Genomic DNA, 24,830 nt, shown 5'->3' with positions numbered 1-24,830 from the left:
TCCTTAGCGGCGATGATCGTCGCGCGCCGGGCGCACGCCGGAGGTCTGAGCCTCCATCATCAGCCGGTCCTGCGCCATGGGGTCATGGCCCAGGATCTCGCCCTTGAAGATCCACACCTTCACGCCGCACACACCATAAGCGGTGTGCGCCTGCGCTTCGGCATAGTCGACGTTCGCACGCAGCGTGTGCAGCGGAACGCGGCCTTCACGATACCATTCGGTACGCGCGATTTCCGCGCCGCCCAGACGGCCGCCGCAGGTGATACGGATGCCTTCGGCGCCCAGACGGAGCGCGGACTGCACCGCACGCTTCATGGCGCGACGGAACGCGATACGGCGCTCCAGCTGGTCGGCCACGCCCTGGGCGACGAGCTTGGCGTCGATCTCGGGCTTGCGGATCTCGACGATGTTCAGCGACACGTCGGACGAGGTCATCGAACCGAGCTTCTTGCGAAGCTTTTCGATGTCGGCGCCCTTCTTGCCGATGATCACGCCCGGACGCGCCGCGAAGATCGAGATGCGGCACAGCTTGGCCGGACGCTCGATGACGACCTTCGAGATCGCGGCCTGGGGCAGCGTCTTCATGATGAACTGGCGGATCTTCAGATCCTCCAGCAGCAGGCGGCCATAGTCATGGCCTTCGGCGAACCAGCGGCTGTCCCAGGTACGGTTGATCTGGAGACGCAGGCCGATCGGATTGCTCTTCTGACCCATTATGCTTCTTCCTGCTCGCGGACGACGATGCGGAGCCGCGAAAACGGCTTCAGGATGCGGGTGGACTTGCCACGGCCGCGCGTCGCGAAACGCTTCATGGTGATCGACTTGCCGACCGACGCCTCTGCGACGACGAGCGAGTCGACGTCGAGGTTGTGGTTGTTCTCGGCATTGGCGATCGCGGAGGCCAGGATCTTGCGCGCGTCGACGGCCATCGCCTTCGTCGAGAAGGCGAGGATGTTCATCGCGTCGCCGACCTTCTTGCCGCGGATGAGCGCCGCGACCAGGTTCAGCTTCTGCGCCGAACCACGGATCTGCGTGCCGACCGACAGCGCTTCCTTGTCACCGACCTTGCGGGGGGATGCGGGCTTCGACATCAGCGCTTACCCTTCTTGTCGGCAGCGTGGCCGGGGAAGTAGCGCGTGGGCGCGAATTCACCGAGCTTCATGCCGACCATGTCCTCGTTCACCGAGACGGGAACGAACTTGCGACCGTTGTAGACGTTGAAGGTCAGACCGACGAACGACGGCAGGATGGTCGAGCGACGCGACCAGGTCTTGATCGGACCTGCACGGTTGCCAGCATCCTGAGCCACTTCGGCCTTCTTCAGGAGATGGAGGTCCACGAAAGGACCCTTCCAAACGGAACGAGCCATTACGTGTTAGCCCTTCTTCTTGGCGTGACGGCTACGGATGATCATCTTGTCCGTCGCCTTGTTGTGACGAGTGCGCGCACCCTTCGTCGGCTTGCCCCACGGGGTGACCGGATGACGGCCGCCCGAGGTCCGGCCTTCACCACCGCCGTGCGGGTGGTCGACCGGGTTCTTCGCAACACCCCGGGTCAGCGGGCGATGGCCCTTCCAACGGTTGCGACCAGCCTTCGCCAGGTTGGTGTTGCCGTTGTCGGGGTTCGACACCGCGCCGACGGTCGCCATGCAGTTCGCATGGATGTAGCGCTGCTCGCCCGAGTTCAGACGGACGATGACCATGCCCTTGTCGCGGCCCACGACCTGCACATAGGTGCCGGCCGAACGTGCGATCTGACCGCCCTTGCCGGGCTTCATCTCGACGTTGTGGACGATCGTGCCGACCGGCATCTGGCCCAGTTCCATGGCGTTGCCAGGCTTCACGTCGGTCTTCTTGCCCGCGATCACCTTGTCGCCGACAGCGAGACGCTGGGGCGCGATGATGTAGGACTGGTCGACCTTGCCGGCTTCGTCGGTGCCATAGTTGATGAGCGCGATGAAGGCGGTGCGGTTGGGATCATATTCGATCCGCTCCACGGTGCCCTCGACGTCCCACTGGCGACGCTTGAAGTCGATGAAGCGATAGCGCTGCTTGTGGCCGCCCGCGATACCGCGGCTGGTCACATGGCCCTTGTTGTTGCGGCCGCCGGTCTTGCGCTTGCCTTCGGTGAGCGCCTTGACGGGCGCGCCCTTCCAGAGCGCCGAGCGGTCGACGAGGATCAGGCCGCGGCGGGCCGGGCTCGTCGGGTTATAATGCTTGAGTGCCATCGGCTCAGATCCCCGTCGTCACGTCAATGGACTGACCGTCCTTGAGGGTGACGATCGCCTTCTTCATGTCCGAGCGCTGGTACGGAGCGCCCTTCCACTTCTTGGTCTTGCCCTTCTGGACGATGGTGTTCACGCCGGTGACGTTGACGTCGAACAGCGCTTCCACCGCCGCCTTGATCTCGGGCTTGGTAGCACCGGGGGCGACCTTGAACACCACGGCGTTGTGCTCGCTCAGGAGCGTCGCTTTCTCGGTGATGTGCGGCGCAACGATCACGTCGTAATGACGCGGATCGACCGCCTTCTGCTGCTTAGCCATGGAAACGGGCCTCCAGCTTTTCGACAGCCGAGCGCGTCAGCACCAGGGTGTCATGCTTCAGAATGTCGTAGACATTGGCGCCAGCGGCCGGAAGGACGTTGATTTCCTTCAGGTTGCCTGCGGCCAGTGCGAACGACGTCTCGACGGCGTCGCCATCGATGACCAGCGCGGTCTTGCCGAAGCCGAGCTTCGCCAGATCGCCCTGCAGTGTCTTCGTCTTGTTACCAGCGACCGCCAGATCGTTCATCACGATCAGCGAACCCGCCTTGGCATGGCTCGACAGCGCCATCTTCAGACCCAGGGCGCGAACCTTCTTGTTCAGACCCGGGTTGAAGTCGCGGACGCGGGCGCCGTGCGCCTTACCACCGCCGATGAAGACGGGGGCCCGGCGATCGCCGTGACGAGCGACACCGCCGCCCTTCTGACGACCGAGCTTCTTGCCCGAACGCGCGACATCGGCGCGCTCACGGGTGCCGCGCGCGGTGGCGCGACGCTTTTCCAGCTGCCAGGTCACAACGCGGTGCAGGATGTCGGCGCGCGGATCGAGGCCGAAGACCTCGTCGTTGAGCTCGATGTCCGCGGCGTCGGTGCCGGCGAAGGATTGAACCTTGACCTTCACGACTTAGCCCTCCTGGCTCTCGGTGGCTTCCGGAGCAGGCTCGGCAGAAGCATTGTTGTTGGCGGCCGCCTTGATGCTGGCGGGGAACGGGGCGTCCGCGTGGCGCGAAACCTTGACCGCGTCCTTGACGATCAGCCAGCCACCCTTCGAGCCGGGCACCGAGCCCTTGACGAAGATCAGGCCGCGCTCGACGTCGGTCGACACGATTTCGAGGTTCTGCTGCGTGCGGTTCTTGTCGCCCATGTGGCCGGCCATCTTCTTGTTCTTGAAGACGCGGCCCGGATCCTGACGGTTACCGGTCGAACCATGCGAACGGTGCGAGACCGAGACGCCGTGGGTCGCGCGCAGACCACCGAAGTTCCAGCGCTTCATCGCACCGGCAAAGCCCTTACCCTGGGTACGACCCTGGATATCGACATACTGGCCGGGGACGAAATGGTCGGCGGAGATTTCCGCGCCGACGTCCAGCAGGCCGTCTTCGTTCACGCGGAACTCGACCAGCACCTGCTTGGGCTCGACTTCGGCCTTGCCGAAGTGGCCACGCTGCGGCTTGGCAACATTCTTGGTCTTGGCGACACCTGCACCAAGCTGGACGGCGGTGTAGCCGTCACGATCCATCTCGCGGCGAGCGACGACCTGTACGCCTTCAAGCGCCAGGACGGTGACCGGCACGTGCCGACCATCGTCCTGGAACAGGCGGGTCATCCCCAGCTTCTTCGCGATCACGCCGGTACGCATGATCCTGTTCCTTCCTCGACAGAGGCCCCCAAGAACCATTCAAGGGGGGCATATCCAGCCCGATTAAAGCGAAACGAGCCCCCGTCCCGGGCTGGCGACCGGCAAGCCGGTCAGACGGGGGACGCTGCCCCGGCACCATCTCGCTTCCGCGAAACCACCGGGCGGTATCCCTAAAGAGTGCCGGATCGCGGGAGCGACCTCGGCGCGTTTCCTGGTAGCTTCAGAACCGGGAAACGCCAAAATCCCGTGGGACGGAATCGTCGACCACGGGAACGCTGGCCCTCTTACGCCAGCTTGATCTCGACATCAACACCTGCCGCGAGGTCGAGCTTCATCAGCGCATCGACGGTCTGCGGGGTCGGCTGCACGATGTCCAGCATCCGCTTGTAGGTGCGGACCTCGAACTGCTCGCGCGACTTCTTGTCGATGTGCGGACCACGGTTGACCGTGAACTTCTCGATGCGCGTCGGAAGCGGGATCGGACCGCGGATGAGGGCGCCGGTGCGGCGCGCGGTGTCGGCGATGTCGCCAGTGGCCTGATCGAGCACGCGATGGTCGAACGCCTTCAGACGAATGCGGATATTGCTGTCCATGATCCCTACCGATGCGAAAGAGCGGGCTTTCGGCTCGCGGTCACGATGAAGGACAAGTGCGATCGGCTATCCGACCAAGCACTTGCCCATCCGCCGTGAAGGCGACCCTGGGCCGAAACAAACTCTGGGTTACGACAGGAGCGGCGAACCACCCTGCCCTCACTAAAAGCAAAAGGCCGACTCCGGTGTTTCCGGTGCCAGCCGATTCCCTCAAGGCGTGTGCCTATACGCATATGGGCCGGGGGCCGCAAGGGGCGGATGCCGGTTTTTGTTGGAGGGGATGGAACCGGCGACAAACGCCGCAAATCTCCCGCTCAATTTGGCCTGAGCGACGTCGAAGGTCATGCTTTGACCGGCCCGCCTGACGTGCACTTCGATTTCGCTCAGTTGAACGGAGGGGCCAATCGGAACACCCTCACCCTTCCGGCGCTGACGCGCCTCCCCCCTCTCCCGCTGGGAGAGGGAAGGGGCCCGCCCGCCGTAGGCGGGTGGGAAGGGTGAGGGTGTTATCGTTATCTTCCACCTACAAACGAAAAAGGCCGACCCCGTCGCCGGGGCCGGCCCTTTCCTAAGAAGTTTCAGGCTTTCGCCCGAGACTTACTTGTCGATCGAGCTGACGACGCCCGCGCCGACGGTACGGCCGCCTTCACGGATCGTGAAGCGCTGACCGATGTCCATGGCGATCGGAGCGATCAGCTTCACGCCCAGAGCGACGTTGTCGCCCGGCATGACCATCTCGGTGCCCTCAGGCAGCTCGACGGTGCCGGTGACGTCGGTCGTGCGGAAGTAGAACTGCGGACGATAGTTCGCGAAGAACGGGGTGTGACGGCCGCCTTCTTCCTTCGACAGGACGTACACTTCCGACTGGAAGTCGGTGTGCGGGGTGATCGAACCCGGCTTGGCCAGAACCTGACCACGCTCGACTTCGTCACGCGCCACGCCACGGATCAGCGCGCCGATGTTGTCGCCGGCCTGGCCCGAGTCGAGCAGCTTGCGGAACATTTCAACGCCGGTGACGGTCGTCTTGCGGGTGTTGTTGATGCCGACGATCTCGACTTCTTCACCAACCTTGACGATGCCGGTCTCGACGCGGCCGGTGACGACGGTGCCGCGACCCGAGATCGAGAACACGTCTTCGATCGGCATCATGAACGGCTTGTCGAGCGGACGCTCGGGCTGCGGGATGTATTCGTCGACCTGCTTCATCAGCTCGAGAACGGCATCCTTGCCGAACTTGTCGTTCGAACCCGACAGCGCGCAGGTCGCCGAACCCTTGACGACGGGGATGTCGTCGCCCGGGAATTCGTACGAGCTGAGCAGCTCGCGGATTTCCAGCTCGACCAGCTCGAGGATTTCCTCGTCGTCGACCAGGTCGACCTTGTTCATGAACACGACCATTGCGGGCACGCCGACCTGGCGGGCGAGCAGGATGTGCTCGCGGGTCTGCGGCATCGGGCCGTCGGTCGACGACACGACGAGGATCGCGCCGTCCATCTGCGCCGCGCCGGTGATCATGTTCTTCACATAGTCGGCGTGGCCCGGGCAGTCGACGTGCGCATAGTGGCGCGCTTCGGTCTCATACTCGACGTGCGCGGTCGAGATGGTGATGCCGCGCTCACGCTCTTCCGGCGCCTTGTCGATGTTCGCGAAGTCCACCGCCGCGTTGCCGGCGACGTTGTCAGCCAGAACCTTGGTGATCGCTGCGGTCAGCGAGGTCTTGCCATGGTCGACGTGGCCGATGGTGCCGATGTTGAGGTGCGGCTTGTTCCGCTCGAATTTTGCCTTTGCCATTTTCCTACCTTCTGAATCGAATTCGGTGCCGCATCCGAGGCCACGCGAACGCGGCCCCATAGCGGGTGTTTGAAGCGATTGCCAGCCCCTAGCGTGTCCGCACCCCCGGTTGCCCGGGGGCGCGGGAAACGCTTAGGCCATCTTCGCCTTGACCTCGTCCGCAACGTTCTGCGGCACTTCGTCATAGTGCGAGAACTGCATCGAGTACTGCGCACGGCCCTGGGTGAACGAGCGGAGCGCGTTCACATATCCGAACATGTTCGCCAGCGGGACCATCGCCTCGACCGTCTGCGCGTTGCCGCGCGTGTCGGTGCCCTGGATCTGGCCACGACGGCTGTTCATGTCGCCGATGACGTCGCCCAGATAATCTTCCGGGGTCACGACTTCGACCTTCATGACCGGCTCGAGCAGCGTGATGCCCGACTTCTGGGCCGCTTCGCGCATCGCGCCGCGGGCACAGATTTCGAACGCCAGCGCCGACGAGTCGACGTCGTGGTACGCGCCGTCATACAGCAGGACTTCGAAGTCGATGATCGGGAAGCCGACCAGCGAACCGGTTTCCGCGGTCTCACGGAAGCCCTTCTCGATCGCGGGGATATATTCCTTCGGAATGTTACCGCCCTTGATCTCGTCCTTGAAGACGAAGCCCGAACCACGCTCGCCCGGGGTCAGCTTGACCTTGACGCGGCCGAACTGGCCGGTGCCGCCCGACTGCTTCTTGTGCGTGTAGTCGATGTCGACCGGCTTCTTGAGGTATTCGCGATACGCCACCTGCGGCGCACCGACGTTCGCCTCGACCTTGAACTCGCGCTTCATGCGGTCGACCAGGATCTCGAGATGGAGCTCGCCCATGCCCTTGATGATGGTCTGGCCCGACTCGGCGTCCGAGGTCACGCGGAACGAGGGGTCCTCGCGAGCGAGACGATTGAGCGCGACGCCCATCTTCTCCTGGTCGGCCTTGGTCTTCGGCTCCACCGACAGCTCGATCACGGGCTCGGGGAATTCCATGCGCTCCAGGATGATCGGGGCGTTCTGCGCGCAGAGCGTGTCACCGGTCGTGGTATCCTTGAGGCCCGCCAGCGCGACGATGTCGCCGGCATAGGCTTCCTGGATGTCCTCACGGCTGTTCGCATGCATAAGCAGCATGCGGCCGATCTTTTCCTTCTTGTCCTTGACCGAGTTCAGGACCTGCGACGAGGTCTCGAGCTTGCCCGAATAGATGCGGGCGAAGGTCAGCGAACCGACGAACGGGTCGTTCATGATCTTGAACGCCAGCGCCGAGAAGGGCTCGGTGTCCGACGAAGGACGCTCGTCCGGCGTTTCGCCGTCGAGCTTCACGCCCTTGATGGCCGGAACGTCGAGCGGCGACGGCAGATAGTCGATGACCGCGTCGAGCAGGGGCTGCACGCCCTTGTTCTTGAAGGCCGAACCGCAGACAACGGGGACGAACGCCATTTCCAGCGTGCCCTTGCGGATCAGCGCCTTGAGTTCGGCGACGGTCGGCTCATTGCCTTCCAGATACGCTTCCATCGCGGCGTCGTCCTGCTCGACGGCCATTTCGATCAGGTCGCTGCGATACTTCGCGGCCTTCTCGGCCAGCTCCTCAGGAATGTCCTGATATTCGAACTTCGCGCCCAGCGACTCTTCGAGCCAGATGATCGCGCGGTTCTCGACCAGGTCGACAAGACCCTTGAAGCCGCCCTCGATGCCGATCGGCAGATACAGGACCGCCGGACGCGCGCCGAGACGCTCGATGATCGAGTTCACGCAGAAGTAGAAGTCGGCGCCGGTGCGGTCGAGCTTGTTGACGAAGCACATGCGCGGCACGCCGTACTTGTCGGCCTGACGCCACACGGTTTCCGACTGCGGCTCAACACCCGCCACGCCGTCGAAGCAGGCGACCGCGCCGTCGAGCACGCGGAGCGAACGCTCCACTTCGATGGTGAAGTCGACGTGCCCGGGGGTGTCGATGATGTTGATGCGGTTGTCGTTCCAGAAACAGGTCGTCGCGGCCGACGTGATCGTGATGCCGCGCTCCTGCTCCTGCTCCATCCAGTCCATGGTGGCGGTGCCTTCGTGCACTTCGCCGATCTTGTAGGACTTGCCGGTGTAATAAAGAATGCGCTCGGTCGTGGTCGTCTTGCCGGCATCGATGTGCGCCATGATGCCGATGTTGCGATACTTCTCGAGCGGATGGCTGCGGGCCATGATCGATCTTCCTCAAGCGTAGGGGGGAGCCGGTTGGCCCGGCTCCCCCTTATATAGGCTGTTTGCGTGACCAGCGGAAGACCGCCGGCACCGCACCCTGAAAAGGTTGCGGCAGACCGGAAATAAATCCGGTCCGCCGCAAGACCCTTACCAGCGGTAGTGCGAGAAGGCGCGATTCGCTTCCGCCATGCGGTGCGTATCTTCGCGCTTCTTGACCGCGTTGCCGCGGTTGTTCGCGGCGTCCATCAGCTCACCCGACAGACGGGCGGCCATCGTGTTCTCCGAACGGGCGCGCGACGCGCCGATCAGCCAACGGATGGCCAGAGCCTGGGCACGCTCCGGACGGACTTCGACCGGAACCTGGTAGGTCGCACCGCCGACGCGGCGCGAACGGACTTCGATGCCCGGCTTGATGTTGTTCAGCGCATCGTGGAAGACGCCGATCGGATCGCGCTTGGCGCGCGTCTCGACGGTTTCCAGAGCACCGTAAACGATGGCTTCGGCCACGGACTTCTTACCGTCCAGCATGACCGAATTCATGAACTTCGACAGGACCTCATCTCCGAACTTGGGGTCCGGCAGAATTTCCCGCTTTTCGGGACGACGACGACGAGCCATTCTCGTATTTCCTTACAAAACTTCAGCCTTTGATGGTCGAGGAGCCTCGGCTGAGGCCCGACCGGCTTACTTCGGACGCTTCGCGCCGTACTTCGAGCGGGACTGCTTGCGATCCTTCACGCCCTGCGTGTCGAGAACGCCGCGCAGCACGTGGTAACGCACGCCGGGAAGGTCGCGCACACGGCCGCCGCGGATGAGCACGACCGAGTGCTCCTGCAGGTTGTGGCCTTCGCCCGGGATGTACGAAATGACTTCGCGGCTGTTGGTCAGACGGACCTTGGCCACCTTGCGAAGCGCCGAGTTCGGCTTCTTCGGGGTCGTCGTGTAGACACGGGTGCAAACGCCGCGCTTCTGCGGGTTCTGCTCCATTGCAGGGACCTTGGACTTGGCCTTCTGCAGTTCGCGGCCCTTGCGGACCAGCTGGTTGATCGTCGGCATTGAAGCCTTCACCTTTCCATGAGGTTACTTTGCTGGAGCCATCACAGCACTTCGGAATACAAAAAGGGGCCATCGTGGCTTTCGCCCGGCCCTATTCGCATCCAGCAATGTTCAAGCTTGCCCGACGGATAAGTCCCGAATCCCGAGAAATCCCCTTCGTGCAGCGGCGGCCTATACGCGGGAGTCGGCCGATGGTCAATGTCGGCGCGGGAGAGGCTGCCTGGCTTCAGCGACGCCGATCACGAAAATTGTGAAACAGGCTATTGCCCCGGCGGCTGAGCCGGGCTAATGGCGGCCGCCTCGCAGGAGTGTAGCTCAGTTGGTAGAGCATCGGTCTCCAAAACCGAGGGCCCACGGTTCGAGTCCGTGCACTCCTGCCACTTTTCATGACATTGTTGGATGTGTGACACCGCGTTTGCGGTGACTTCTTCTGCGTGCGCCCCTTCCTCCCCTGCAAGGGGAGGGGAACCAGCGAAGCTGGTGGAGGGGTGTAACCGGCTGCGATGACAGCATGACCTATCAAGCGGCGACACCCCTCCGTCAGGCCTTCGGCCTGCCACCTCCCCTGCGAGGGGAGGAATAGGGATCAGTTCACCGGGCGCGGCCCTACGCCCGGCGGAGTCGCGGGGTCCACTTCGTCGATTTCGTCACCGCGGTTGCCGCCACCGGCCCCTGCCCCGGTGCCATGCACCTCGCCCGTCTTCGGATCGACGGTGGCCCGCTTGCCATTGTCGTCCGGCAGCGACGTATCCGCGTTGCCGTCCCCCGGTGCGGGCGGGGTGGTCGTCACGCTGCCCGACGGTTCGGCACGCCCCATCGCCTGCTCATCGTCGCGGTGATAGGCTTGGCCGCTATGGCCGCGATCATGGTCGAAGGGCTTTTCCTGCTCGGACATGCATGGTCTCCTTTGGCCCCGTTCAACGGGGCTGGGGAGACGCCGTTCCCCCAAATGCAAAAGGGGCGTCCACCGCCAAGGTGGACGCCCCTTTTCGTCAGGCTGTCGCCTGCGCTCAGCTGCGGAACAGCGAGTGCGGGTCGATCACGTCGTCATGATGGCCGACCGAGTCGACGTCGCGGCTCTGCTGCTCGCGCTCGGCGCGCAGCGAGGCGAGCAGGGCTTCGCGGTCGCCTTCCAGGCGGGTGTCGGTCGGCTGCGCCTCGGCATTGCCGCCGGTCGCCTTGGCCGCCTTGGCCACCGCCGAGTCCAGCTCGCGCTGGGTGGTCAGGCCCAGGGTCACCGGGTCCTTCGGGGTGATGTTGGCGATATTCCAGTGGCTGCGGTCCCGGATCGCGGCGATCGTCGTGCGCGTCGTGCCGATCAGGTTCGAGATCGCGCCGTCCGAGATTTCGGGATGGTTGCGGATGATCCAGGCGATGCCGTCCGGCTTGTCCTGCCGCTTGCTGACCGGCGTGTAGCGCGGGCCCTTGGTGCGACGGACCTGCTCGGGGCCCTTGGTCATCTTCATGCGGTAATCGGGGTTGGCCTGCGCCTTCTCGATCTCGCTCTGGGTCAGCTCGTGCGCACGCACAGGGTCACGGCCGGTCAGCTTGGTCGCCGCCGTGTCGTCGGCGATCGCCTGGACTTCCAGGATGTGGAGGCCGCAGAAATCCGCGATCTGCTCGAACGAGAGCGACGTGTTGTCGACCAGCCAGGAAGCGGTCGCATGGGGCATGAGCGGCTGGGCCACGGGGATCACTCCAGTCGGAAAATAAAAGGGCCGCCCCTCACCGGAGCGGCCGTAGCTGCGACAAATCTAATGAAAGCCGTCCCCGAGAGCAAGGTGCGCTGCCACAAACTGCCGGGACGTGGCGCGATAGACGTTGGCGACGCCCGCGTCCAGCCGGTCAGTTGTCATCGTCGAATCGCCCGAAAGGCAGCGATTGCGAGGCGAGCGCGCGCGTCTTCGGCCCGTCCCCGGCGCGCAGCGAGGCCAGGACGGCGACACAGGCGCGTTGCAGGATGCGGTCGATCGGCGTCACCGTCCCGGCGCGCACCGCCGCCTCCGCCAGGGCCCGGCCGCGCGGATCGCGGGGGTCCAGCTCCAGCCGCAAAAGCGCCGACAGCCCCGGAAACAATGCCCGGTCACCGCCCAGTGCGATCGCCCGGTCGAGCGAGGCAAAGCCGACGCTTCGCTGCGCGCCCAGCGCCGCGCGGCCGACGATCGCCCCCAGTTTCTTGACCGCGCCGATATGCCAGGCACCCAGCGCCAGTTGCGCCTCGGCATCGCGCGGATTCTGCGCCACCAGCGCCTCGAACTGGCGGCGGGCAGCGATCGCGTCGCTGCGATTGCCGGTCAGCTTGGCGCGGTAGCCGAGCGCGGTGGCGCGCATCAGCAGGGACTCGTGATCGTCGGGCGTCCGCTTCAGGGCGTTGGCCGCCACCGTATAAGCACTCGAAACGCGGCGCAGCGCGCTCGCCTCGTCGGAATCGCCGAACGACGCCTGGGTCAGCAGCTCGCGCGCCGATTGCGCCCGGGCCGGAGCCGCCATCGCCAATCCGGCCGCCAGACCCATGCAAACCAGCCCGATCCGGCCACCATGCTGCACCATCGCCATCCCCCATGGACTCGGCACGGGGAGACGGCCGATCCGGTCGTTCGATCCGTTGCAATCTTTTGCAGCGGGATCAAGACCGGCGTCCTGGTCAGTCGGCTGCGGCCCCGTCCGCCGCCCCGTCCGCCGCCCCGTCCATCGTCAGTACGATCTTGCCCAGATGGTCGCCCGCCTCCATCCGGCGATGCGCCTCGGCAGCTTCGGCCAGCGGGAAGCTGCGATCGATGACCGGGCGCAACCGCCCCTCCTCGACATGCGGCCAGACCAGCCGCGACAATTCGTCGGCGACCATCGCCTTGAAATCCCGGTTGCGCCCGCGCAGCGTCGAGCCGGTCAGGATCAGGCGGCGGCGCATGATCTCCCAGATCGGGATTTCCGCCTTGGCGCCGCGCTGCACCGCGATCGAGACGTGGCGGCCATCCTCGGCCAGGCATTTCAGGTTGCGCGGCACATAATCGCCGCCGACCATGTCGAGCACGATGTCGACGCCGCGCCCCTCGGTGAAGTCCTTCACCGCCTCGACAAAATCGACCGCCTTGTAGTTGATCGCCTTGGCCGCGCCGAGCTTCTCGGCCGCCGCGCATTTCTCGTCCGAGCCCGCCGTGACGATCACGGTCAGCCCGAAGAGGCGACCCAGCCGGATCGCCATGGTGCCGATGCCGCTGGTCCCGCCATGCACCAGCAGCGTGTCGCCCTGGTCGGCATAGGCGCGCTCGAAGACGTTGGTCCACACGGTGAACAGCGTCTCGGGCAGCGCGGCGGCCTGGACCATCGACAGGCCATGCGGGACCGTCAGGCAATGGTCGGCGACCGCCACCGCATATTCGGCATAGCCGCCGCCGCCGATCAGCGCGCAGACCGGCTGGCCGAGCATCTCGGGCCCGACGCCCTCACCGACCGCGACGACCTGGCCCGCGATCTCCAGTCCCGGGATCGAGGGCGCGCCCGGCGGCGGCGGGTAGAGACCCTGGCGCTGCATGACGTCGGGCCGGTTCACCCCGGCGGCGGCGACGCGGATCAGCACCTCGCCCTCGCCCGGATGGGGCGTCGGGCGCCGGACAGGCACCAGCACCTCGGGACCGCCCGCCTCTTCGGGGTCGATGGCGGTCATCGTCTTCGGGATATCGCCGATCCCCATTCCCTCGCCAAATGCGTGCACCGGCTGCCATCCCCCATCATCGGCTCTCGTCCCACCGTTATTGACATCGGCGGCGACCGGGTCAACGCTGCATCCCATTATGGAACAGGACGATTCTCCGATCCGCCTTCCCGACGCCCTGGCCGCGCTGGTCCAGACCGATCTCGATCCGCTGTCGCTCGCCGAGCTGGAGACGCGGATCGCGGTGCTGGAGCAGGAGATCGCGCGGACCCGCCGCCACATGGAGCGCGCCACGCTCCACCGCGCCAGCGCCGACGCGCTCTTCAAGCGGTGACGCGGATGGGCCTCACCCGGCGCACACGCACCGAGGCGGTCCCCTCTTCTTCGCACAATGTTTTTTGTTTCGCGCGATACGCTTTGTTCAGCGGCCGCGCGTTACACCCGCTTGATGCCGGGCCTCCCCGTCCCGACATTGGTCGAAACGAGGCGTCAGTCCGTGACGCTTCGGAAGGAGTATCGTAGATGCCATCTTTCGCCCCCGCGCTCGAGACCACGCTTCACAAGGCGCTGGAAGCCGCGACCGTGCGGCGCCACGAATATGCCACGCTGGAGCACCTCCTCCTCGCGCTGATCGACGACGACCATGCTTCCAAGGTGATGGAAGCCTGCCATGTCGACACGGGCGAGCTGAAGGCGACGGTCGCCCAGTATCTCGACACCGAACTCGACGCGCTGAAGGTCGAGGCGGCGACCGACCCCTCCCCCACCAGCGGGTTCCAGCGCGTGGTCCAGCGCGCGATCCTGCACGTCCAGTCCTCGGGCCGCGACGAAGTGACCGGCGCGAACGTGCTGGTCGCGCTGTTCTCCGAGCGTGAATCCTATGCCGTCTATTTCTTGCAGCAGCAGGACATGAGCCGCCTGGATGCCGTCAGCTTCATCAGCCACGGCGTCGGCAAGGGCGGCGCGACGAGCGAATCCACCCCGCCCAAGGGCGTCGAGGAGGAAAAGCCCGCCAAAGCGCCTGAGAAGGGCAAGGCGGAGAGCGCGCTCAAGCAGTTCACCGTTGACCTCAACGAAAAGGCCAAGATCGGCAAGGTCGATCCGCTGATCGGGCGCGGGCCCGAAGTGGACCGCACCGTCCAGATCCTGTGCCGCCGGTCGAAGAACAATCCGCTCTATGTGGGCGATCCCGGCGTCGGCAAGACCGCCATCGCCGAGGGCCTTGCGCGCAAGATCGTCGAGGGCGACGTGCCCGAAGTGCTGCTCAACGCGGTCATCTATTCGCTCGACATGGGCGCGCTGCTGGCGGGCACGCGGTATCGCGGCGACTTCGAGGAGCGGCTGAAGGCGGTCGTCAACGAGCTGGAGAAGCTGCCCCACGCGGTGCTCTTCATCGACGAGATCCATACCGTCATCGGCGCGGGCGCGACCAGCGGCGGGGCGATGGATGCGTCGAACCTGCTCAAGCCCGCCTTGTCGGGCGGCACGATCCGCTGCATCGGCTCGACCACCTATAAGGAGTTCCGCAATCACTTCGAAAAGGACCGCGCCCTGCTGCGCCGGTTCCAGAAGATCGACGTGAACGAACCGACGATCGAGGATACGATCAAGATCCTGGCAGGGCTCCGCTCGGCGTTCGAGGATCACCATCAGGTCAAGTACACCCCCGATGCGATCAAGTCGGCGGTCGAGCTGTCGGCGCGCTACATCAACGACCGCAAGCTGCCCGACAAGGCGATCGACGTGATCGACGAGGTCGGCGCGATGCAGATGCTGGTGCCGGTCAGCAAGCGCAAGAAGACGATCACGCCCAAGGAGATCGAGGCCGTGATCGCCACCATGGCGCGCATTCCGCCGAAGAGCGTGTCGACCGACGACCGCCAGCAGCTGGAGACGCTGGAGACCGACCTCAAGCGCGTGGTGTTCGGCCAGAATGCCGCGATCGAGAACCTGTCCTCGGCGATCAAGCTCAGCCGGGCGGGTCTTCGCGATCCGGACAAGCCGATCGGCAACTATCTGTTCACCGGCCCCACCGGCGTCGGCAAGACCGAGGTTGCGCGCCAGCTGGCGACGATCCTGGGCATTCCGCTCCAGCGGTTCGACATGTCCGAATATATGGAGCGTCACTCGGTCAGCCGCCTGATCGGTGCCCCTCCGGGCTATGTCGGTTATGATCAGGGCGGTCTGCTGACCGATGCGGTCGACCAGAACCCGCATTCGGTGCTGCTGCTCGACGAGATCGAGAAGGCGCATCCCGATCTGTTCAACATCCTGTTGCAGGTGATGGACAATGGGAAGCTGACCGATCACCACGGCAAGACGGTCGATTTCCGCAACACGATCCTGATCATGACGACCAATGCGGGCGCCGCCGACATGGCGCGCGAGACGGTCGGCTTCGGCACCCTCACCCGCGAGGGCGAGGACGAGCAGGCGGTGCAGAAGATGTTCACGCCGGAATTCCGCAACCGCCTGGATGCGATCGTGCCCTTCGGTTACCTGCCGCCCGAAGTCGTGGCGCGGGTGGTGGACAAGTTCATCCTCCAGCTCGAACTCCAGCTGGCCGACCGTCACGTCCATATCAGCTTGGACGAGGCGGCAAAGAACTGGCTCACCGAAAAGGGCTATGACCGTTTGTATGGCGCGCGTCCGATGGGCCGCCTGATCCAAGAGAAGATCAAGCAGCCGCTCGCCGAGGAACTGTTGTTCGGCAAGCTGGTCCATGGCGGCGAAGTGACGGTGAAGATGAAGGACGGCGCATTGTCCTTCGCAATCGAACCGGCCGCGCCCAAGAAGCCGCGCAAGAAGGGTGGCAAGCCTGCCGCGATCGACGCGAGCTGATCGACTGCACCGAAATGGTGACGATTGAAGAAGGGCCGGGTGGAGACACCCGGCCCTTTTCATGTGCATTTTAGGCTGTCTCATCCATGAGGCGCGGTGATACATGCAATCTGTGTTACGCCGCCGTTAACTCTATTTTCGGCCTTTCGCATACAGATGGACCACATGAAGGGCGCTTGGCCGATCACGATAGGCGCGTTGCTGCTGGCGGTGCTGGCAGTTCTGTGGCCGTTGGCGGATGCCCAGGCCCAGGTCGGCCAGAGCCTGACGACCTGTATTCGCCCGATCCACGCCGGCGACGATGCCCGCACCCAACTGACCCAGCCGCGCGGTTTCGACTGCACCGGTGACCAGTCCGCCTATGGCGTCGGCGATTTCTGGGTCCTGTCGCAACCGCTGCCGCCGCTGTCGGGCGACCTTCGCGACCGCCTGGCCGTCAGCTTCGCCAGCACCTGGCAGGACGCGACGGCGCTGCATATCCTGTATGCCGACGGGAAGATCCGTACCGTCGCCTTCACCAGCGCGACGACCGCCCCCTATCTGCTGCTCGGCCCGATGATCGCGGTGCCCCTGCCCCATGAGGGTACCCGGCCCGTGCGGATCCTGTGGGAGGCGCATGGGGCGGCCAATATGCGCGGCGTCGTGCGCGGCGCCCGGATCGGTATCCATGCCGACATGCTGGCGGTCGAATCCTCGCTCGGGCTGATCTATGGCGTCATCATCGGCGTCGTGGTCGGCCTGGCGGTATATAACATGGCCCTGTGGCCAGCGCTCCGCCAGCCGCTCCAGCCGGTCTATTGCCTGCTGCTGTTCTTCATCACCGGCTATACCCTGTCTTCCTCGGGGCTGATCGGCCAGTGGCTGCCTTGGCTCGACAATAACGAGCGGCATCGATGGAACGCGATCATGCTGGGCGGGGTGGCGATGACCCTGGTCATCTTCTCGCGCCATTTCTTCGAACGAAAGGTGTTCGCAGGCTGGCTCGACCGCATGGCGGTGATCTGTTTCATCCTGATCGCCATTCCCAACATCGCTTTCGCCCTGCTCGCCCCGCGCTGGATCATCGCGCTGGATCAGGCGGTGCTGATGGGCTTCATGGTGCTGCTGATCTTCCTGATCGCGGTGCTGGCGCGGGCCTGGCGGCGGCGGAGCAATTTCCTCTGGGCCTTCGCCATCGCCTGGGGGACGCCGATCGGGCTGGCGATGTTCCGGGTGCTCAATGCGTTGCACCTGATCGAGTGGCGGCCCTGGATCGACCAGTCGACCGTGTTGTCGATGGGCGTCGAGGCGCTGATCGCCAGCCTGGGCGTCGCCTATCGCATCTATCTGCTCAGCCGCGAGCGCGATCTGGCGCGCGCCGACGAGCGGGTGGCGCGGCGCCTGGCCGATACCGATCCGCTGACCGGGCTGTTCAATCGCCGCGCCTTCCTGGAACAGGCGATCGGACGCAGCGGGCCGCAGACGCTGATCCTGGCGGATATCGATCATTTCAAGCGGATCAACGACACGCTGGGCCATGACGGCGGCGACGAGGTGCTGCGCATCTTCGCCCGGACGTTGGGCGAGGCGGTGGGCCTCGACATGCTGGTCGCCCGGATCGGCGGCGAGGAGTTCGCGCTGCTGGCCGATGCCGAACGCGCGCCCGACCCCGAGACGCTGCTCGCCCGGCTGCGCGGCACCAGCTATCCCTCGGGGCTGACCGTCACCGCCAGTTTCGGCCTGTGCACCGGCCCGATTGCCGACGAATCGGACTGGCGCCTGTTGTACCGCGAGGCGGATCAGGCCCTGTTCGCCGCCAAGGACGGCGGGCGCGACCGCGCCTGCTGGGGTGTCCCGATCCCCCTTGCGCCACCGCCGAGCGGCCTATTGCCCGCGATCCGCCCGCATCGTAAGACGGTGCGCAAGGGGAGGGGACTGTGCGCGAACGGCGGATCATGATGGCTGGACTGGTGCTGGCGCTGATCGCGCTGGCCTATCGCCATCCCACGGCCGATGTCCGCCTCATCACCCACGACCTCACCGACCGCTCGCCCCGCCGGGTGCAGGCCGCGCTCGATCTGGGCCTGTTCGGTGTATCGTTTCTCTACACCTGGACCGTCAACCGCCTGCGCTAAGCGCGACGCTGCTTGCGAACCCGCCGGGCGTGACGCATAGCGGCGTCATGGATACGCCCATCGAAGAACTGACGTTCGAGGACGCCCTCAAGGAATTGGAGAGGATCGTCGGCCGACTGGAAAGCGGCGAAGCGACGCTCGACGAATCGATCCGCCTCTATGAGCGCGGCGATCGTCTGCGACAACGCTGCGCCGAACGGCTCGACGCCGCCCAGGCCCGGATCGAGGCGATCCGTCTCGACGCCGAGGGCAAGGCCGCGGGCACCCGCCCGTTTCAGGCGGGTTGAGGGTGACGCTCGCCGCCACCACCCTGCCCGAGGCCCTGGCCGAAGTCGCAGACGATATCGACCGCCGCTTTGCCGAGCTGCTCGCCGATCCGGGCGATCCGCGCGCCTCGCTCTATGCCGCGATGCGCCATGCCGCGATCGGCGGGGGCAAGCGGCTGCGCCCGCTGCTGGTCTTCGCCACCGCGCATCTGTTCGCGGTCGACCGTGATTGCGCGGGATGGGTGGCGACCGCGCTGGAGGCGATCCACGTCTATTCGCTGATCCATGACGATCTGCCCGCGATGGACGACGACGATATGCGGCGCGGCAAGCCGACCGTGCACAAGGCGTTCGACGAGGCGACGGCGATTCTGGCGGGCGACTGCCTCCATGCGCTGGCCTTCGAGATTCTGGCCGATCCGTCGACTCATGCCGACCCCTTCGTCCGTTCCGAGCTGATCCTCGACCTGGCGCGCGCCTCCGGCCCCAGCGGCATGGCGGGCGGCCAGCAGATGGACCTGGAGGCGGAGCGGCAGGTCTTCGACCTCGCCACCGTCACCCGGCTTCAGCAAATGAAGACCGGCGCGCTGATCTGCGCGGCGGTGGAGGCGGGCGCGATCCTGGGCCGCGTGCCGCCCGAGGGCCGCACCCATCTGCGCGGCTATGCCCATGACCTGGGGCTGGCCTTCCAGATCGCCGACGACCTGCTCGACGCCGAGGGCGACGAGGCGGCGGCGGGCAAGAAACTGCGCAAGGACCAGGATGCGGGCAAGGCGACCTTCCTCAGCCTGCTAGGCGTCGAGCGCGCCCGCGAACAATGCCGGATGCTGGTCGATCAGGCGATCGCGCACCTACGCGACTATGGCCCCGAGGCCGATCTGCTCCGCGCCATCGCGGCCTATGTGGTGGAGCGCGACCGATGACCCGGATCGGCGTCTATCCCGGCACCTTCGATCCCGTCACGCTGGGCCATATGGATATCATCCGGCGCGGCGCGAAGCTGGTCGATCGGCTGGTGATCGGCGTCACCACCAACCCGTCCAAATCGCCCATGTTCACGCTGGACGAGCGGATGGAGATGGTCCGGCGCGAGGTCGCCGATGTCGCGGGCGAGATTCATGTCGTCGCCTTCGATTCGCTGCTCATGGATTTCGCCGAGCGCGAGGGCGCGAAGGTCATCGTCCGGGGTCTGCGCGCCGTCGCCGACTTCGAATATGAGTATCAGATGGCGGGCATGAACCAGCAGATCAATCCGCGGGTCGAGACCGTCTTCCTGATGGCCGATGTCGCGTTGCAACCCATCGCCAGCCGGTTGGTCAAGGAAATCGCCATGTACGGCGGCAACATCGCCAAGTTCGTGACCCCAGCCGTATGCGAGGACGTCGTGCAGCGCGTCGAAAAACTGGGCCGCAAGGGATCCTGATATCCTCCCCGCTCGCGGGGAGGTGGCAGGGCGAAGCCCTGACGGAGGGGGGCTTCCTCATAGGACATCCCCAGCCGACGGCCCCCTCCACCATGCTGCGCATGGTCCCCCTCCCCGTTCCGGGGAGGATGACGACATCCAAAGGTTCAGATTGGCGCAAGGGGCGATTTGCTCTACAGCCTGCCCATTCCTTCCCTTGTCGTAGAGATATGATGCGCGTTCTCGCCGCTCTTGCCATGTTGATGGCCAGCCCGATCGCCGTTCCGGCGCAGGCGCAAGCTCAGACCCAGGCCCAGCCGAAATTCACCTCCCCCGCCAAGGCCGCGCAGGTTCTGGAGGACAATGTCACCGGCCGCGCCACCCCGCCGCCCGTCACCGACAAGGAGAATCTCTGGCTGCTCGACCTGTCGACCGGCGGTCGCGTGACGATCTGGCTGCGCCCCGATGTCGCGCCCAAGATGGTCGAGCGGATCAAGACGCTGACCCGCCGTCATTTCTATGACGGCCTGGTCTTCCACCGCGTGATCGACGGCTTCATGGCGCAGGGCGGCGATCCCAAGGGCGACGGCACCGGCGGCTCGGACCTGCCCAACGTGCCCTCGGAGTTCAACTATCTGCCGCACGTCCGCGGATCGGTGGCCGCCGCGCGCGCCGACGATCCCAACAGCGCCAACAGCCAGTTCTACATCGTCTTCCAGCCGCGCTTCGCGCTCGACAAGAAGTACACGGTGTTCGGCCGGGTGATCGACGGCATGCAATATGTCGACCGGATCGAGCGGGGCGAGCCGCCCGCGAACCCGAGCCGGATCGTCCACGCCTATGTCGCGGCGGACAATCCCCCGGCCTATGTGCCGATGCCCCAGGCCCCCGCCCCCAATCTGGGTGCGCCCGTGACCCTGCCGGGCGCGGCGCCCAAGCCCGTCACCATCACCCCCGCGCGCCGCCCCGCCCCGAAGGCGGCTCCCGCCAAGAAGGCGGCAACGGCCACCAAGTGAACGTAGACCTGTTCGACTTCGCGCTGCCGCCCGAGCGGATCGCGCTATACCCCGCATCCCCGCGCGACTCGGCGCGGATGCTGGTCCTCGACGGTGACGCCACCCGTGACCAGCGGGTGAGCGACCTGCCCGCTGCCTTGCGCGCGGGCGACCTGCTGGTGTTCAACGACACCCGCGTCATTCCCGCCCAGTTGGAAGGCGTGCGGGGAGAGGCGCGGATCGGCGCGACCTTGCACAAGCGCGAAGGCACGCGACGTTGGCGCGCCTTCATCCGCAACGCCAAGCGGTTGCGCGACGGCGACGTGATCGACTTCGGCGCGGGCGTCTCCGCCACCGCGCGCGACCGGGCCGAGGATGGCAGCTTCGCACTCGACTTCGCGGGCGAGGAACCCGTCGAACTGCTGCTGGAGCGGGCGGGCACCATGCCCCTGCCCCCCTATATCGCGCAGAAGCGGGGCGTCACGGAAATGGACGCCGACGACTATCAGACCATGTTCGCCAACGAGCCGGGCGCGGTCGCCGCGCCCACGGCGGCGCTGCACTTCACGCCCGAACTGCTGGAATCATTGGCCGGGGCGGGGATCGAGCATGCGACGCTGACCCTGCATGTCGGTGCGGGCACCTTCCTGCCCGTCAAGGCGGAGGACACGGTCGACCACAAGATGCACGCCGAATGGGGCCGCATCGACGCCGCCACCGCCGACCGGCTGAACGCCGTCAAGGCACGCGGCGGCCGGGTGATCGCGGTCGGCACCACCTCGCTGCGCCTGATCGAGAGCGCGGCGGGCGAAGACGGCGTGATCCGTCCGTTCGAGGGCGATACCGCGATCTTCATCACGCCAGGCTATCGCTTTCGCGGCATCGACGGGCTGATGACCAATTTCCATCTGCCGCGCTCGACCCTGTTCATGCTGGTCTCGGCGCTGATGGGGCTGGACCGGATGCAGGCGGCCTATGCCCATGCGATCGCGAACGCGTATCGCTTCTATTCCTACGGCGACGCATCACTGCTGCTGCCGACGGCCTGAGGGGCTGGACTTTCTCCGAATTGCCGGGGTGTCAGGGCGACACTCCGGCGACCCCGACGCCTTGAAACGCGATTCATGAAAATTTTTTCATGAGTCTGGCCCGATCTGAAACGGAATCGAGCTAAAGCGATATTGTACGGGCAATACGTACAAAAAGCTGCGCAATCGTATGCTATGTCGACAGCATGACGAACCAGGGGGCAACAGCACGGGTCGCTCCTATATGGGCGATCCAATATCTCCGGGCCATCGCGGCGATCTGGGTGGTGGTGTTCCACCAGTTTCGCGGACATGGCCCCTTATTCGCCATGGGCAGCCATGGCGTGGATATCTTCTTCGTCATCAGCGGCTTTATCATGGTCATCATGACGGATGCCCGAGCCGTGACGCCGGGCCGTTTTCTGCTGGACCGCGCGACGCGCATCCTTCCGCTTTATTATGTCGCGACCTTGACGGCATACCTCATCGTCGCCGTCGGCCTGCATTTCCACGGCGCGATCGCCAGTCCGCTATTCCTGCTCAAATCGCTGCTTTTCATTCCGACGCATAATGCGGCCATGCCGGGCATCTACCCGATGGTGTATCTGGGCTGGACTCTCAATTTCGAGATGTTCTTCTACGCCCTGTTCGCCGTCACCCTGCTGGCCCCGCCGCATCGGCGAATCATGGTGCTGAGCCTCGTGTTCCTGGCGTTCGTCATATTGGGCTATGGCGTCTCGCACGGCGCGCCGGTCTGGCAGACCTACACCAATCCCATCATCCTGGAGTTCCTGGCGGGAGCGATGCTGGGCCGCCTGTTCGGGGCGACACTCCAGCGCCGGGCATGGCGGGAAACGATCACCTGGCTGGCAGCGCTGGTCATCCTCTCCTCGATCTGGGGCTATTGGGACGATCGCCTCGGCTTCGCCCCCATCGCCATCGCCGTGGTCGGAATGGCCCTCATCATCGAACGTCTGTGCTGGGTCCCGCACAGTCGCTGGCTCATCCTGCTCGGCAATGCGTCCTTCTCCATCTATCTGTTTCAGCAGTTCGGGTTCGAGGCCGTCACCCTGGCCTATGGTCAGGCGAGCCGGGTCCTGCCGGTCCTCGCCCATCATGGCGGCCTGGCGCATCTGCTCTCGGTCATCGCGGCGATCGCGCTGGGTATCCTGGTCCATCTGTTCGTCGAGGGGCCGTTGACCCGCGCCGTTCGGCGATGGCTCATGCCGGCGCATCGGACGTCGTCGGTCATAAAGGCCGAAGCCGGCCGCTGACCTGCGCGATAACGGGGGGGGCGGCGTTATCATGTTGCCTCCGCCCGCCCTGATCCGTTACCGCGTCCATGGCCATGTTGTTACTCGCTCTTCTGCTGCAATCGACGCCGGGCGCGGACAATACGGTCGTCGTCACCGCACGCCCCAAACCCTTCGCGCAGACGCCCGCGACCATGGTGGTCGAGCCGGTGGCGATGATGATCGCGACGCTCGACAGCGACGGCGACGGCAAGACCAGCCGCGCAGAGATGGAGGCGGGCGTCAAGCGTAGCTATGACGCGATCGACACCACGCATCAGGGATCGATCGGCTATCTCCAGTTCGCCGACTGGGCCGAGCGCTGGCTGGGGGATCGCAACGCGCTGCCCAGCCCGTTCGATGTCGACAAGAACAGCGACAACCGCATCACCCTGGCCGAACTTCAGGCCCATTTCTCGCGCCTGTTCTCGCGCTTCGATCGCGACCAGGACGGCGCGATCAGCCGCGCCGAGGCGCTGACCATCCGTACCACCCCCGTTGACGCCAACGGCCCGACCGGCCCGCTTCGGCCCCGAGACAGAAAATGACCGCCCGCTTCTCCCCCCGCTTTTCGTTCGCCATCCACGCCACTGACGGCCGCGCCCGCACCGGCACCATCGCCATGAAGCGGGGCGAGATCCGCACCCCCGCCTTCATGCCCGTCGGCACCGCCGCGACCGTCAAGGCGATGAAGCCCGGCGACGTGCGCGCGAGCGGCGCGGACATCATCCTGGGCAACACCTATCACCTGATGCTGCGCCCAGGGGCCGAGCGGGTGAACCGGTTGGGGGGCCTGCACGGCTTCATGGGCTGGGACCGGCCGATCCTGACCGATTCGGGCGGCTATCAGGTGATGAGCCTGGCCGAGCTGACCAAGCGGTCCGAGGACGGCGTGGCGTTCAAGAGCCATCTCGACGGCACCCGACACCTGCTCAGCCCCGAACGCTCGATCGAGATCCAGCGGCTGCTCGGCTCCAACATCGTCATGGCATTCGACGAACTTGTCCCGACGACTTCGACGCGCGAGGTGCAGGCGAGCGCGATGGAACGCTCGATGCGCTGGGCGAAGCGCAGTCGCGACGCCTTCGACGCGGGCGGACAACATGCCGAGGACAATGCGATCTTCGGCATCCAGCAGGGTGCGCTGGACGAGGGATTCCGCAAATCCTCCGCCGATGCGCTGATCGACATCGGGTTCGACGGCTATGCGATCGGTGGCCTCGCGGTCGGTGAGGGGCAGGAGGCGATGTTCGGCTGCCTCGACTTCGCGCCAGGCCAGCTGCCGGTCGAAAAGCCGCGTTACCTGATGGGCGTGGGCAAGCCGACCGATATCGTCGGCGCGGTCGAGCGCGGCGTGGACATGTTCGACTGCGTGCTGCCGACCCGCTCGGGCCGCACGGGGCAGGCCTTTACGCGGCAGGGTCCGATCAACATCCGCAATGCGCGCTTCGCCGAGGATCAGGGCCCGCTCGACCCCGTCTGTGGCTGCCCGGTCTGTGCGACCTGGAGCCGGGCCTATCTCCACCATCTGGTCCGCGCGGGCGAAATCCTGGGCGCGATGCTGATGACCGAGCATAATATCTGGTTCTATCAGCAGATGATGGCCGATCTGCGCGCCGCCATCGCCGAAGGCCGCCTCACGGCCTTTGCGGACGACTTCCGGGCGCGCTACGCTGCCGGTCAATAATTCGG

Annotated in this window: 28 protein-coding genes and 1 tRNA gene; 13 read left to right on the top strand and 16 right to left on the bottom strand. The window is 65.5% G+C overall.

What is annotated here, in order from left to right; genetic code table 11:
* Positions 1-3 precede the first annotated feature (3 nt).
* From rpsC to rpsL, 12 genes are all read right to left on the bottom strand, one after another.
* The gene (rpsC, locus tag ACQR50_RS02770) at positions 4-714 is read right to left on the bottom strand and encodes a 30S ribosomal protein S3 (protein ID WP_056430744.1); all 711 of its coding nucleotides are present in this window, start codon (positions 712-714) and stop codon (positions 4-6) included.
* On the bottom strand, positions 714-1,091 hold the full coding sequence (gene rplV, locus ACQR50_RS02765; protein ID WP_042491177.1) for a 50S ribosomal protein L22: 378 nt from the start codon (positions 1,089-1,091) through the stop codon (positions 714-716). Before rplV ends, rpsC begins: the two co-directional genes overlap by 1 nt.
* On the bottom strand, positions 1,091-1,369 hold the full coding sequence (gene rpsS / locus ACQR50_RS02760) for a 30S ribosomal protein S19 (protein ID WP_037569384.1): 279 nt from the start codon (positions 1,367-1,369) through the stop codon (positions 1,091-1,093). The genes rplV and rpsS overlap by 1 nt, the downstream gene beginning before the upstream one ends.
* Before the next feature lie 6 nt (positions 1,370-1,375).
* On the bottom strand, positions 1,376-2,227 hold the full coding sequence (gene rplB, locus ACQR50_RS02755) for a 50S ribosomal protein L2 (protein ID WP_042491179.1): 852 nt from the start codon (positions 2,225-2,227) through the stop codon (positions 1,376-1,378).
* 4 nt (positions 2,228-2,231) lie between these two features.
* Entirely contained in the window at positions 2,232-2,543 is a 312-nt protein-coding gene (locus tag ACQR50_RS02750; RefSeq protein ID WP_042491181.1) for a 50S ribosomal protein L23, read from the bottom strand.
* Complete coding sequence (rplD, locus tag ACQR50_RS02745) at positions 2,536-3,162, bottom strand: 50S ribosomal protein L4 (protein ID WP_056430747.1); 627 nt, start codon at positions 3,160-3,162, stop codon at positions 2,536-2,538. The genes ACQR50_RS02750 and rplD overlap by 8 nt, the downstream gene beginning before the upstream one ends.
* 3 nt (positions 3,163-3,165) lie before the next feature.
* The gene (gene rplC, locus ACQR50_RS02740) at positions 3,166-3,900 is read right to left on the bottom strand and encodes a 50S ribosomal protein L3 (protein WP_056430750.1); all 735 of its coding nucleotides are present in this window, start codon (positions 3,898-3,900) and stop codon (positions 3,166-3,168) included.
* A 284-nt stretch (positions 3,901-4,184) separates the two neighbouring features.
* A complete protein-coding gene (gene rpsJ / locus ACQR50_RS02735) occupies positions 4,185-4,493 on the bottom strand; it encodes a 30S ribosomal protein S10 (RefSeq protein ID WP_007406109.1) in 309 nt (102 codons plus the stop codon).
* Positions 4,494-5,090: 597 nt separating this feature from the next.
* The gene (gene tuf, locus ACQR50_RS02730; RefSeq protein WP_056430753.1) at positions 5,091-6,284 is read right to left on the bottom strand and encodes an elongation factor Tu; all 1,194 of its coding nucleotides are present in this window, start codon (positions 6,282-6,284) and stop codon (positions 5,091-5,093) included.
* A gap of 132 nt (positions 6,285-6,416) precedes the next feature.
* Positions 6,417-8,492 carry an elongation factor G gene (gene fusA, locus ACQR50_RS02725; protein ID WP_058746474.1) on the bottom strand — a complete coding sequence of 692 codons (2,076 nt, stop codon included), beginning with the start codon at positions 8,490-8,492 and terminating at the stop codon, positions 6,417-6,419.
* A gap of 147 nt (positions 8,493-8,639) precedes the next feature.
* Entirely contained in the window at positions 8,640-9,110 is a 471-nt protein-coding gene (rpsG, locus tag ACQR50_RS02720) for a 30S ribosomal protein S7 (RefSeq protein WP_042491196.1), read from the bottom strand.
* Positions 9,111-9,176: 66 nt separating this feature from the next.
* Positions 9,177-9,548, bottom strand: a complete 372-nt coding sequence (gene rpsL, locus ACQR50_RS02715; RefSeq protein ID WP_007406072.1) for a 30S ribosomal protein S12 — start codon at positions 9,546-9,548, stop codon at positions 9,177-9,179.
* A gap of 304 nt (positions 9,549-9,852) precedes the next feature.
* On the opposite strand from rpsL, the gene ACQR50_RS02710 reads away from it, so the two are divergent.
* Positions 9,853-9,928 (top strand) — tRNA-Trp (locus ACQR50_RS02710).
* A 206-nt stretch (positions 9,929-10,134) separates the two neighbouring features.
* Here ACQR50_RS02710 and ACQR50_RS02705 read toward each other — a convergent pair.
* The 4 genes from ACQR50_RS02705 to ACQR50_RS02690 form a co-directional block, all read right to left on the bottom strand.
* Positions 10,135-10,443 (bottom strand): hypothetical protein, encoded by a 309-nt coding sequence (locus ACQR50_RS02705; protein WP_428969717.1) that lies wholly within the window; start codon positions 10,441-10,443, stop codon positions 10,135-10,137.
* A 115-nt stretch (positions 10,444-10,558) separates the two neighbouring features.
* Positions 10,559-11,236, bottom strand: a complete 678-nt coding sequence (locus ACQR50_RS02700; RefSeq protein ID WP_076717898.1) for a DUF1013 domain-containing protein — start codon at positions 11,234-11,236, stop codon at positions 10,559-10,561.
* Positions 11,237-11,393: 157 nt separating this feature from the next.
* Positions 11,394-12,098 (bottom strand): hypothetical protein, encoded by a 705-nt coding sequence (locus ACQR50_RS02695; protein WP_428969716.1) that lies wholly within the window; start codon positions 12,096-12,098, stop codon positions 11,394-11,396.
* Positions 12,099-12,192: 94 nt separating this feature from the next.
* On the bottom strand, positions 12,193-13,212 hold the full coding sequence (locus ACQR50_RS02690; RefSeq protein WP_428969715.1) for an NAD(P)H-quinone oxidoreductase: 1,020 nt from the start codon (positions 13,210-13,212) through the stop codon (positions 12,193-12,195).
* A 127-nt stretch (positions 13,213-13,339) separates the two neighbouring features.
* Between ACQR50_RS02690 and ACQR50_RS02685 the strand changes: the two genes are divergently transcribed.
* The 12 genes from ACQR50_RS02685 to tgt all read left to right on the top strand — a co-directional run bounded on the left by ACQR50_RS02685 (position 13,340) and on the right by tgt (position 24,825).
* Positions 13,340-13,534, top strand: a complete 195-nt coding sequence (locus tag ACQR50_RS02685; protein ID WP_056430762.1) for a DUF1192 domain-containing protein — start codon at positions 13,340-13,342, stop codon at positions 13,532-13,534.
* A gap of 188 nt (positions 13,535-13,722) precedes the next feature.
* The gene (gene clpA / locus ACQR50_RS02680; RefSeq protein ID WP_428969714.1) at positions 13,723-16,041 is read left to right on the top strand and encodes an ATP-dependent Clp protease ATP-binding subunit ClpA; all 2,319 of its coding nucleotides are present in this window, start codon (positions 13,723-13,725) and stop codon (positions 16,039-16,041) included.
* 156 nt (positions 16,042-16,197) lie between these two features.
* Positions 16,198-17,979 carry a sensor domain-containing diguanylate cyclase gene (locus ACQR50_RS02675; protein ID WP_428969713.1) on the top strand — a complete coding sequence of 594 codons (1,782 nt, stop codon included), beginning with the start codon at positions 16,198-16,200 and terminating at the stop codon, positions 17,977-17,979.
* Entirely contained in the window at positions 17,976-18,155 is a 180-nt protein-coding gene (locus ACQR50_RS02670; protein WP_082442044.1) for a hypothetical protein, read from the top strand. Before ACQR50_RS02675 ends, ACQR50_RS02670 begins: the two co-directional genes overlap by 4 nt.
* A 47-nt stretch (positions 18,156-18,202) precedes the next feature.
* Complete coding sequence (locus tag ACQR50_RS02665; protein ID WP_007406073.1) at positions 18,203-18,442, top strand: exodeoxyribonuclease VII small subunit; 240 nt, start codon at positions 18,203-18,205, stop codon at positions 18,440-18,442.
* 2 nt (positions 18,443-18,444) lie between these two features.
* Positions 18,445-19,344: a polyprenyl synthetase family protein gene (locus ACQR50_RS02660; protein ID WP_056430771.1), complete on the top strand. Its 900-nt coding sequence runs from the start codon at positions 18,445-18,447 to the stop codon at positions 19,342-19,344.
* Positions 19,341-19,844, top strand: coding sequence for a pantetheine-phosphate adenylyltransferase (gene coaD / locus ACQR50_RS02655; protein ID WP_428969712.1), 504 nt, complete (start codon positions 19,341-19,343; stop codon positions 19,842-19,844). Before ACQR50_RS02660 ends, coaD begins: the two co-directional genes overlap by 4 nt.
* A 212-nt stretch (positions 19,845-20,056) precedes the next feature.
* A complete protein-coding gene (locus ACQR50_RS02650; protein WP_056431388.1) occupies positions 20,057-20,839 on the top strand; it encodes a peptidylprolyl isomerase in 783 nt (260 codons plus the stop codon).
* Positions 20,836-21,867, top strand: a complete 1,032-nt coding sequence (gene queA, locus ACQR50_RS02645) for a tRNA preQ1(34) S-adenosylmethionine ribosyltransferase-isomerase QueA (RefSeq protein ID WP_428969711.1) — start codon at positions 20,836-20,838, stop codon at positions 21,865-21,867. The genes ACQR50_RS02650 and queA overlap by 4 nt, the downstream gene beginning before the upstream one ends.
* Positions 21,868-22,052: 185 nt before the next feature.
* The gene (locus tag ACQR50_RS02640) at positions 22,053-23,120 is read left to right on the top strand and encodes an acyltransferase family protein (RefSeq protein WP_428969710.1); all 1,068 of its coding nucleotides are present in this window, start codon (positions 22,053-22,055) and stop codon (positions 23,118-23,120) included.
* A 68-nt stretch (positions 23,121-23,188) separates the two neighbouring features.
* Positions 23,189-23,686, top strand: a complete 498-nt coding sequence (locus ACQR50_RS02635; protein ID WP_428969709.1) for an EF-hand domain-containing protein — start codon at positions 23,189-23,191, stop codon at positions 23,684-23,686.
* The gene (gene tgt, locus ACQR50_RS02630) at positions 23,683-24,825 is read left to right on the top strand and encodes a tRNA guanosine(34) transglycosylase Tgt (RefSeq protein ID WP_428969708.1); all 1,143 of its coding nucleotides are present in this window, start codon (positions 23,683-23,685) and stop codon (positions 24,823-24,825) included. Before ACQR50_RS02635 ends, tgt begins: the two co-directional genes overlap by 4 nt.
* The last annotated feature ends 5 nt before the right edge of the window (positions 24,826-24,830 follow it).

Source organism: Sphingomonas sp. Xoc002 (assembly GCF_050408055.1).
Taxonomy (GTDB): domain Bacteria; phylum Pseudomonadota; class Alphaproteobacteria; order Sphingomonadales; family Sphingomonadaceae; genus Sphingomonas; species Sphingomonas yabuuchiae.
This window is presented reverse-complemented; position numbering and strand designations above follow the sequence as displayed.

Bases quoted from the DNA above. Each gene is read 5' to 3' on its own strand.
- tuf (WP_056430753.1), bottom strand. From the start codon at position 6,284: ATGGCAAAGGCAAAATTCGAGCGGAACAAGCCGCACCTCAACATCGGC.
- ACQR50_RS02675 (WP_428969713.1), top strand. From the start codon at position 16,198: ATGGACCACATGAAGGGCGCTTGGCCGATCACGATAGGCGCGTTGCTG.
- ACQR50_RS02685 (WP_056430762.1), top strand. From the start codon at position 13,340: ATGGAACAGGACGATTCTCCGATCCGCCTTCCCGACGCCCTGGCCGCG.
- ACQR50_RS02640 (WP_428969710.1), top strand. From the start codon at position 22,053: ATGACGAACCAGGGGGCAACAGCACGGGTCGCTCCTATATGGGCGATC.
- rpsS (WP_037569384.1), bottom strand. From the start codon at position 1,369: ATGGCTCGTTCCGTTTGGAAGGGTCCTTTCGTGGACCTCCATCTCCTG.
- tgt (WP_428969708.1), top strand. From the start codon at position 23,683: ATGACCGCCCGCTTCTCCCCCCGCTTTTCGTTCGCCATCCACGCCACT.
- rpsC (WP_056430744.1), bottom strand. From the start codon at position 714: ATGGGTCAGAAGAGCAATCCGATCGGCCTGCGTCTCCAGATCAACCGT.
- ACQR50_RS02650 (WP_056431388.1), top strand. From the start codon at position 20,057: ATGCGCGTTCTCGCCGCTCTTGCCATGTTGATGGCCAGCCCGATCGCC.
- rplC (WP_056430750.1), bottom strand. From the start codon at position 3,900: ATGCGTACCGGCGTGATCGCGAAGAAGCTGGGGATGACCCGCCTGTTC.
- rpsL (WP_007406072.1), bottom strand. From the start codon at position 9,548: ATGCCGACGATCAACCAGCTGGTCCGCAAGGGCCGCGAACTGCAGAAG.
- ACQR50_RS02750 (WP_042491181.1), bottom strand. From the start codon at position 2,543: ATGGCTAAGCAGCAGAAGGCGGTCGATCCGCGTCATTACGACGTGATC.
- clpA (WP_428969714.1), top strand. From the start codon at position 13,723: ATGCCATCTTTCGCCCCCGCGCTCGAGACCACGCTTCACAAGGCGCTG.
- ACQR50_RS02665 (WP_007406073.1), top strand. From the start codon at position 18,203: ATGGATACGCCCATCGAAGAACTGACGTTCGAGGACGCCCTCAAGGAA.
- ACQR50_RS02690 (WP_428969715.1), bottom strand. From the start codon at position 13,212: ATGACCGCCATCGACCCCGAAGAGGCGGGCGGTCCCGAGGTGCTGGTG.
- rplB (WP_042491179.1), bottom strand. From the start codon at position 2,227: ATGGCACTCAAGCATTATAACCCGACGAGCCCGGCCCGCCGCGGCCTG.
- rplV (WP_042491177.1), bottom strand. From the start codon at position 1,091: ATGTCGAAGCCCGCATCCCCCCGCAAGGTCGGTGACAAGGAAGCGCTG.
- ACQR50_RS02670 (WP_082442044.1), top strand. From the start codon at position 17,976: ATGATGGCTGGACTGGTGCTGGCGCTGATCGCGCTGGCCTATCGCCAT.
- ACQR50_RS02705 (WP_428969717.1), bottom strand. From the start codon at position 10,443: ATGTCCGAGCAGGAAAAGCCCTTCGACCATGATCGCGGCCATAGCGGC.
- coaD (WP_428969712.1), top strand. From the start codon at position 19,341: ATGACCCGGATCGGCGTCTATCCCGGCACCTTCGATCCCGTCACGCTG.
- fusA (WP_058746474.1), bottom strand. From the start codon at position 8,492: ATGGCCCGCAGCCATCCGCTCGAGAAGTATCGCAACATCGGCATCATG.
- rpsG (WP_042491196.1), bottom strand. From the start codon at position 9,110: ATGGCTCGTCGTCGTCGTCCCGAAAAGCGGGAAATTCTGCCGGACCCC.
- rpsJ (WP_007406109.1), bottom strand. From the start codon at position 4,493: ATGGACAGCAATATCCGCATTCGTCTGAAGGCGTTCGACCATCGCGTG.
- ACQR50_RS02635 (WP_428969709.1), top strand. From the start codon at position 23,189: ATGGCCATGTTGTTACTCGCTCTTCTGCTGCAATCGACGCCGGGCGCG.
- ACQR50_RS02695 (WP_428969716.1), bottom strand. From the start codon at position 12,098: ATGGTGCAGCATGGTGGCCGGATCGGGCTGGTTTGCATGGGTCTGGCG.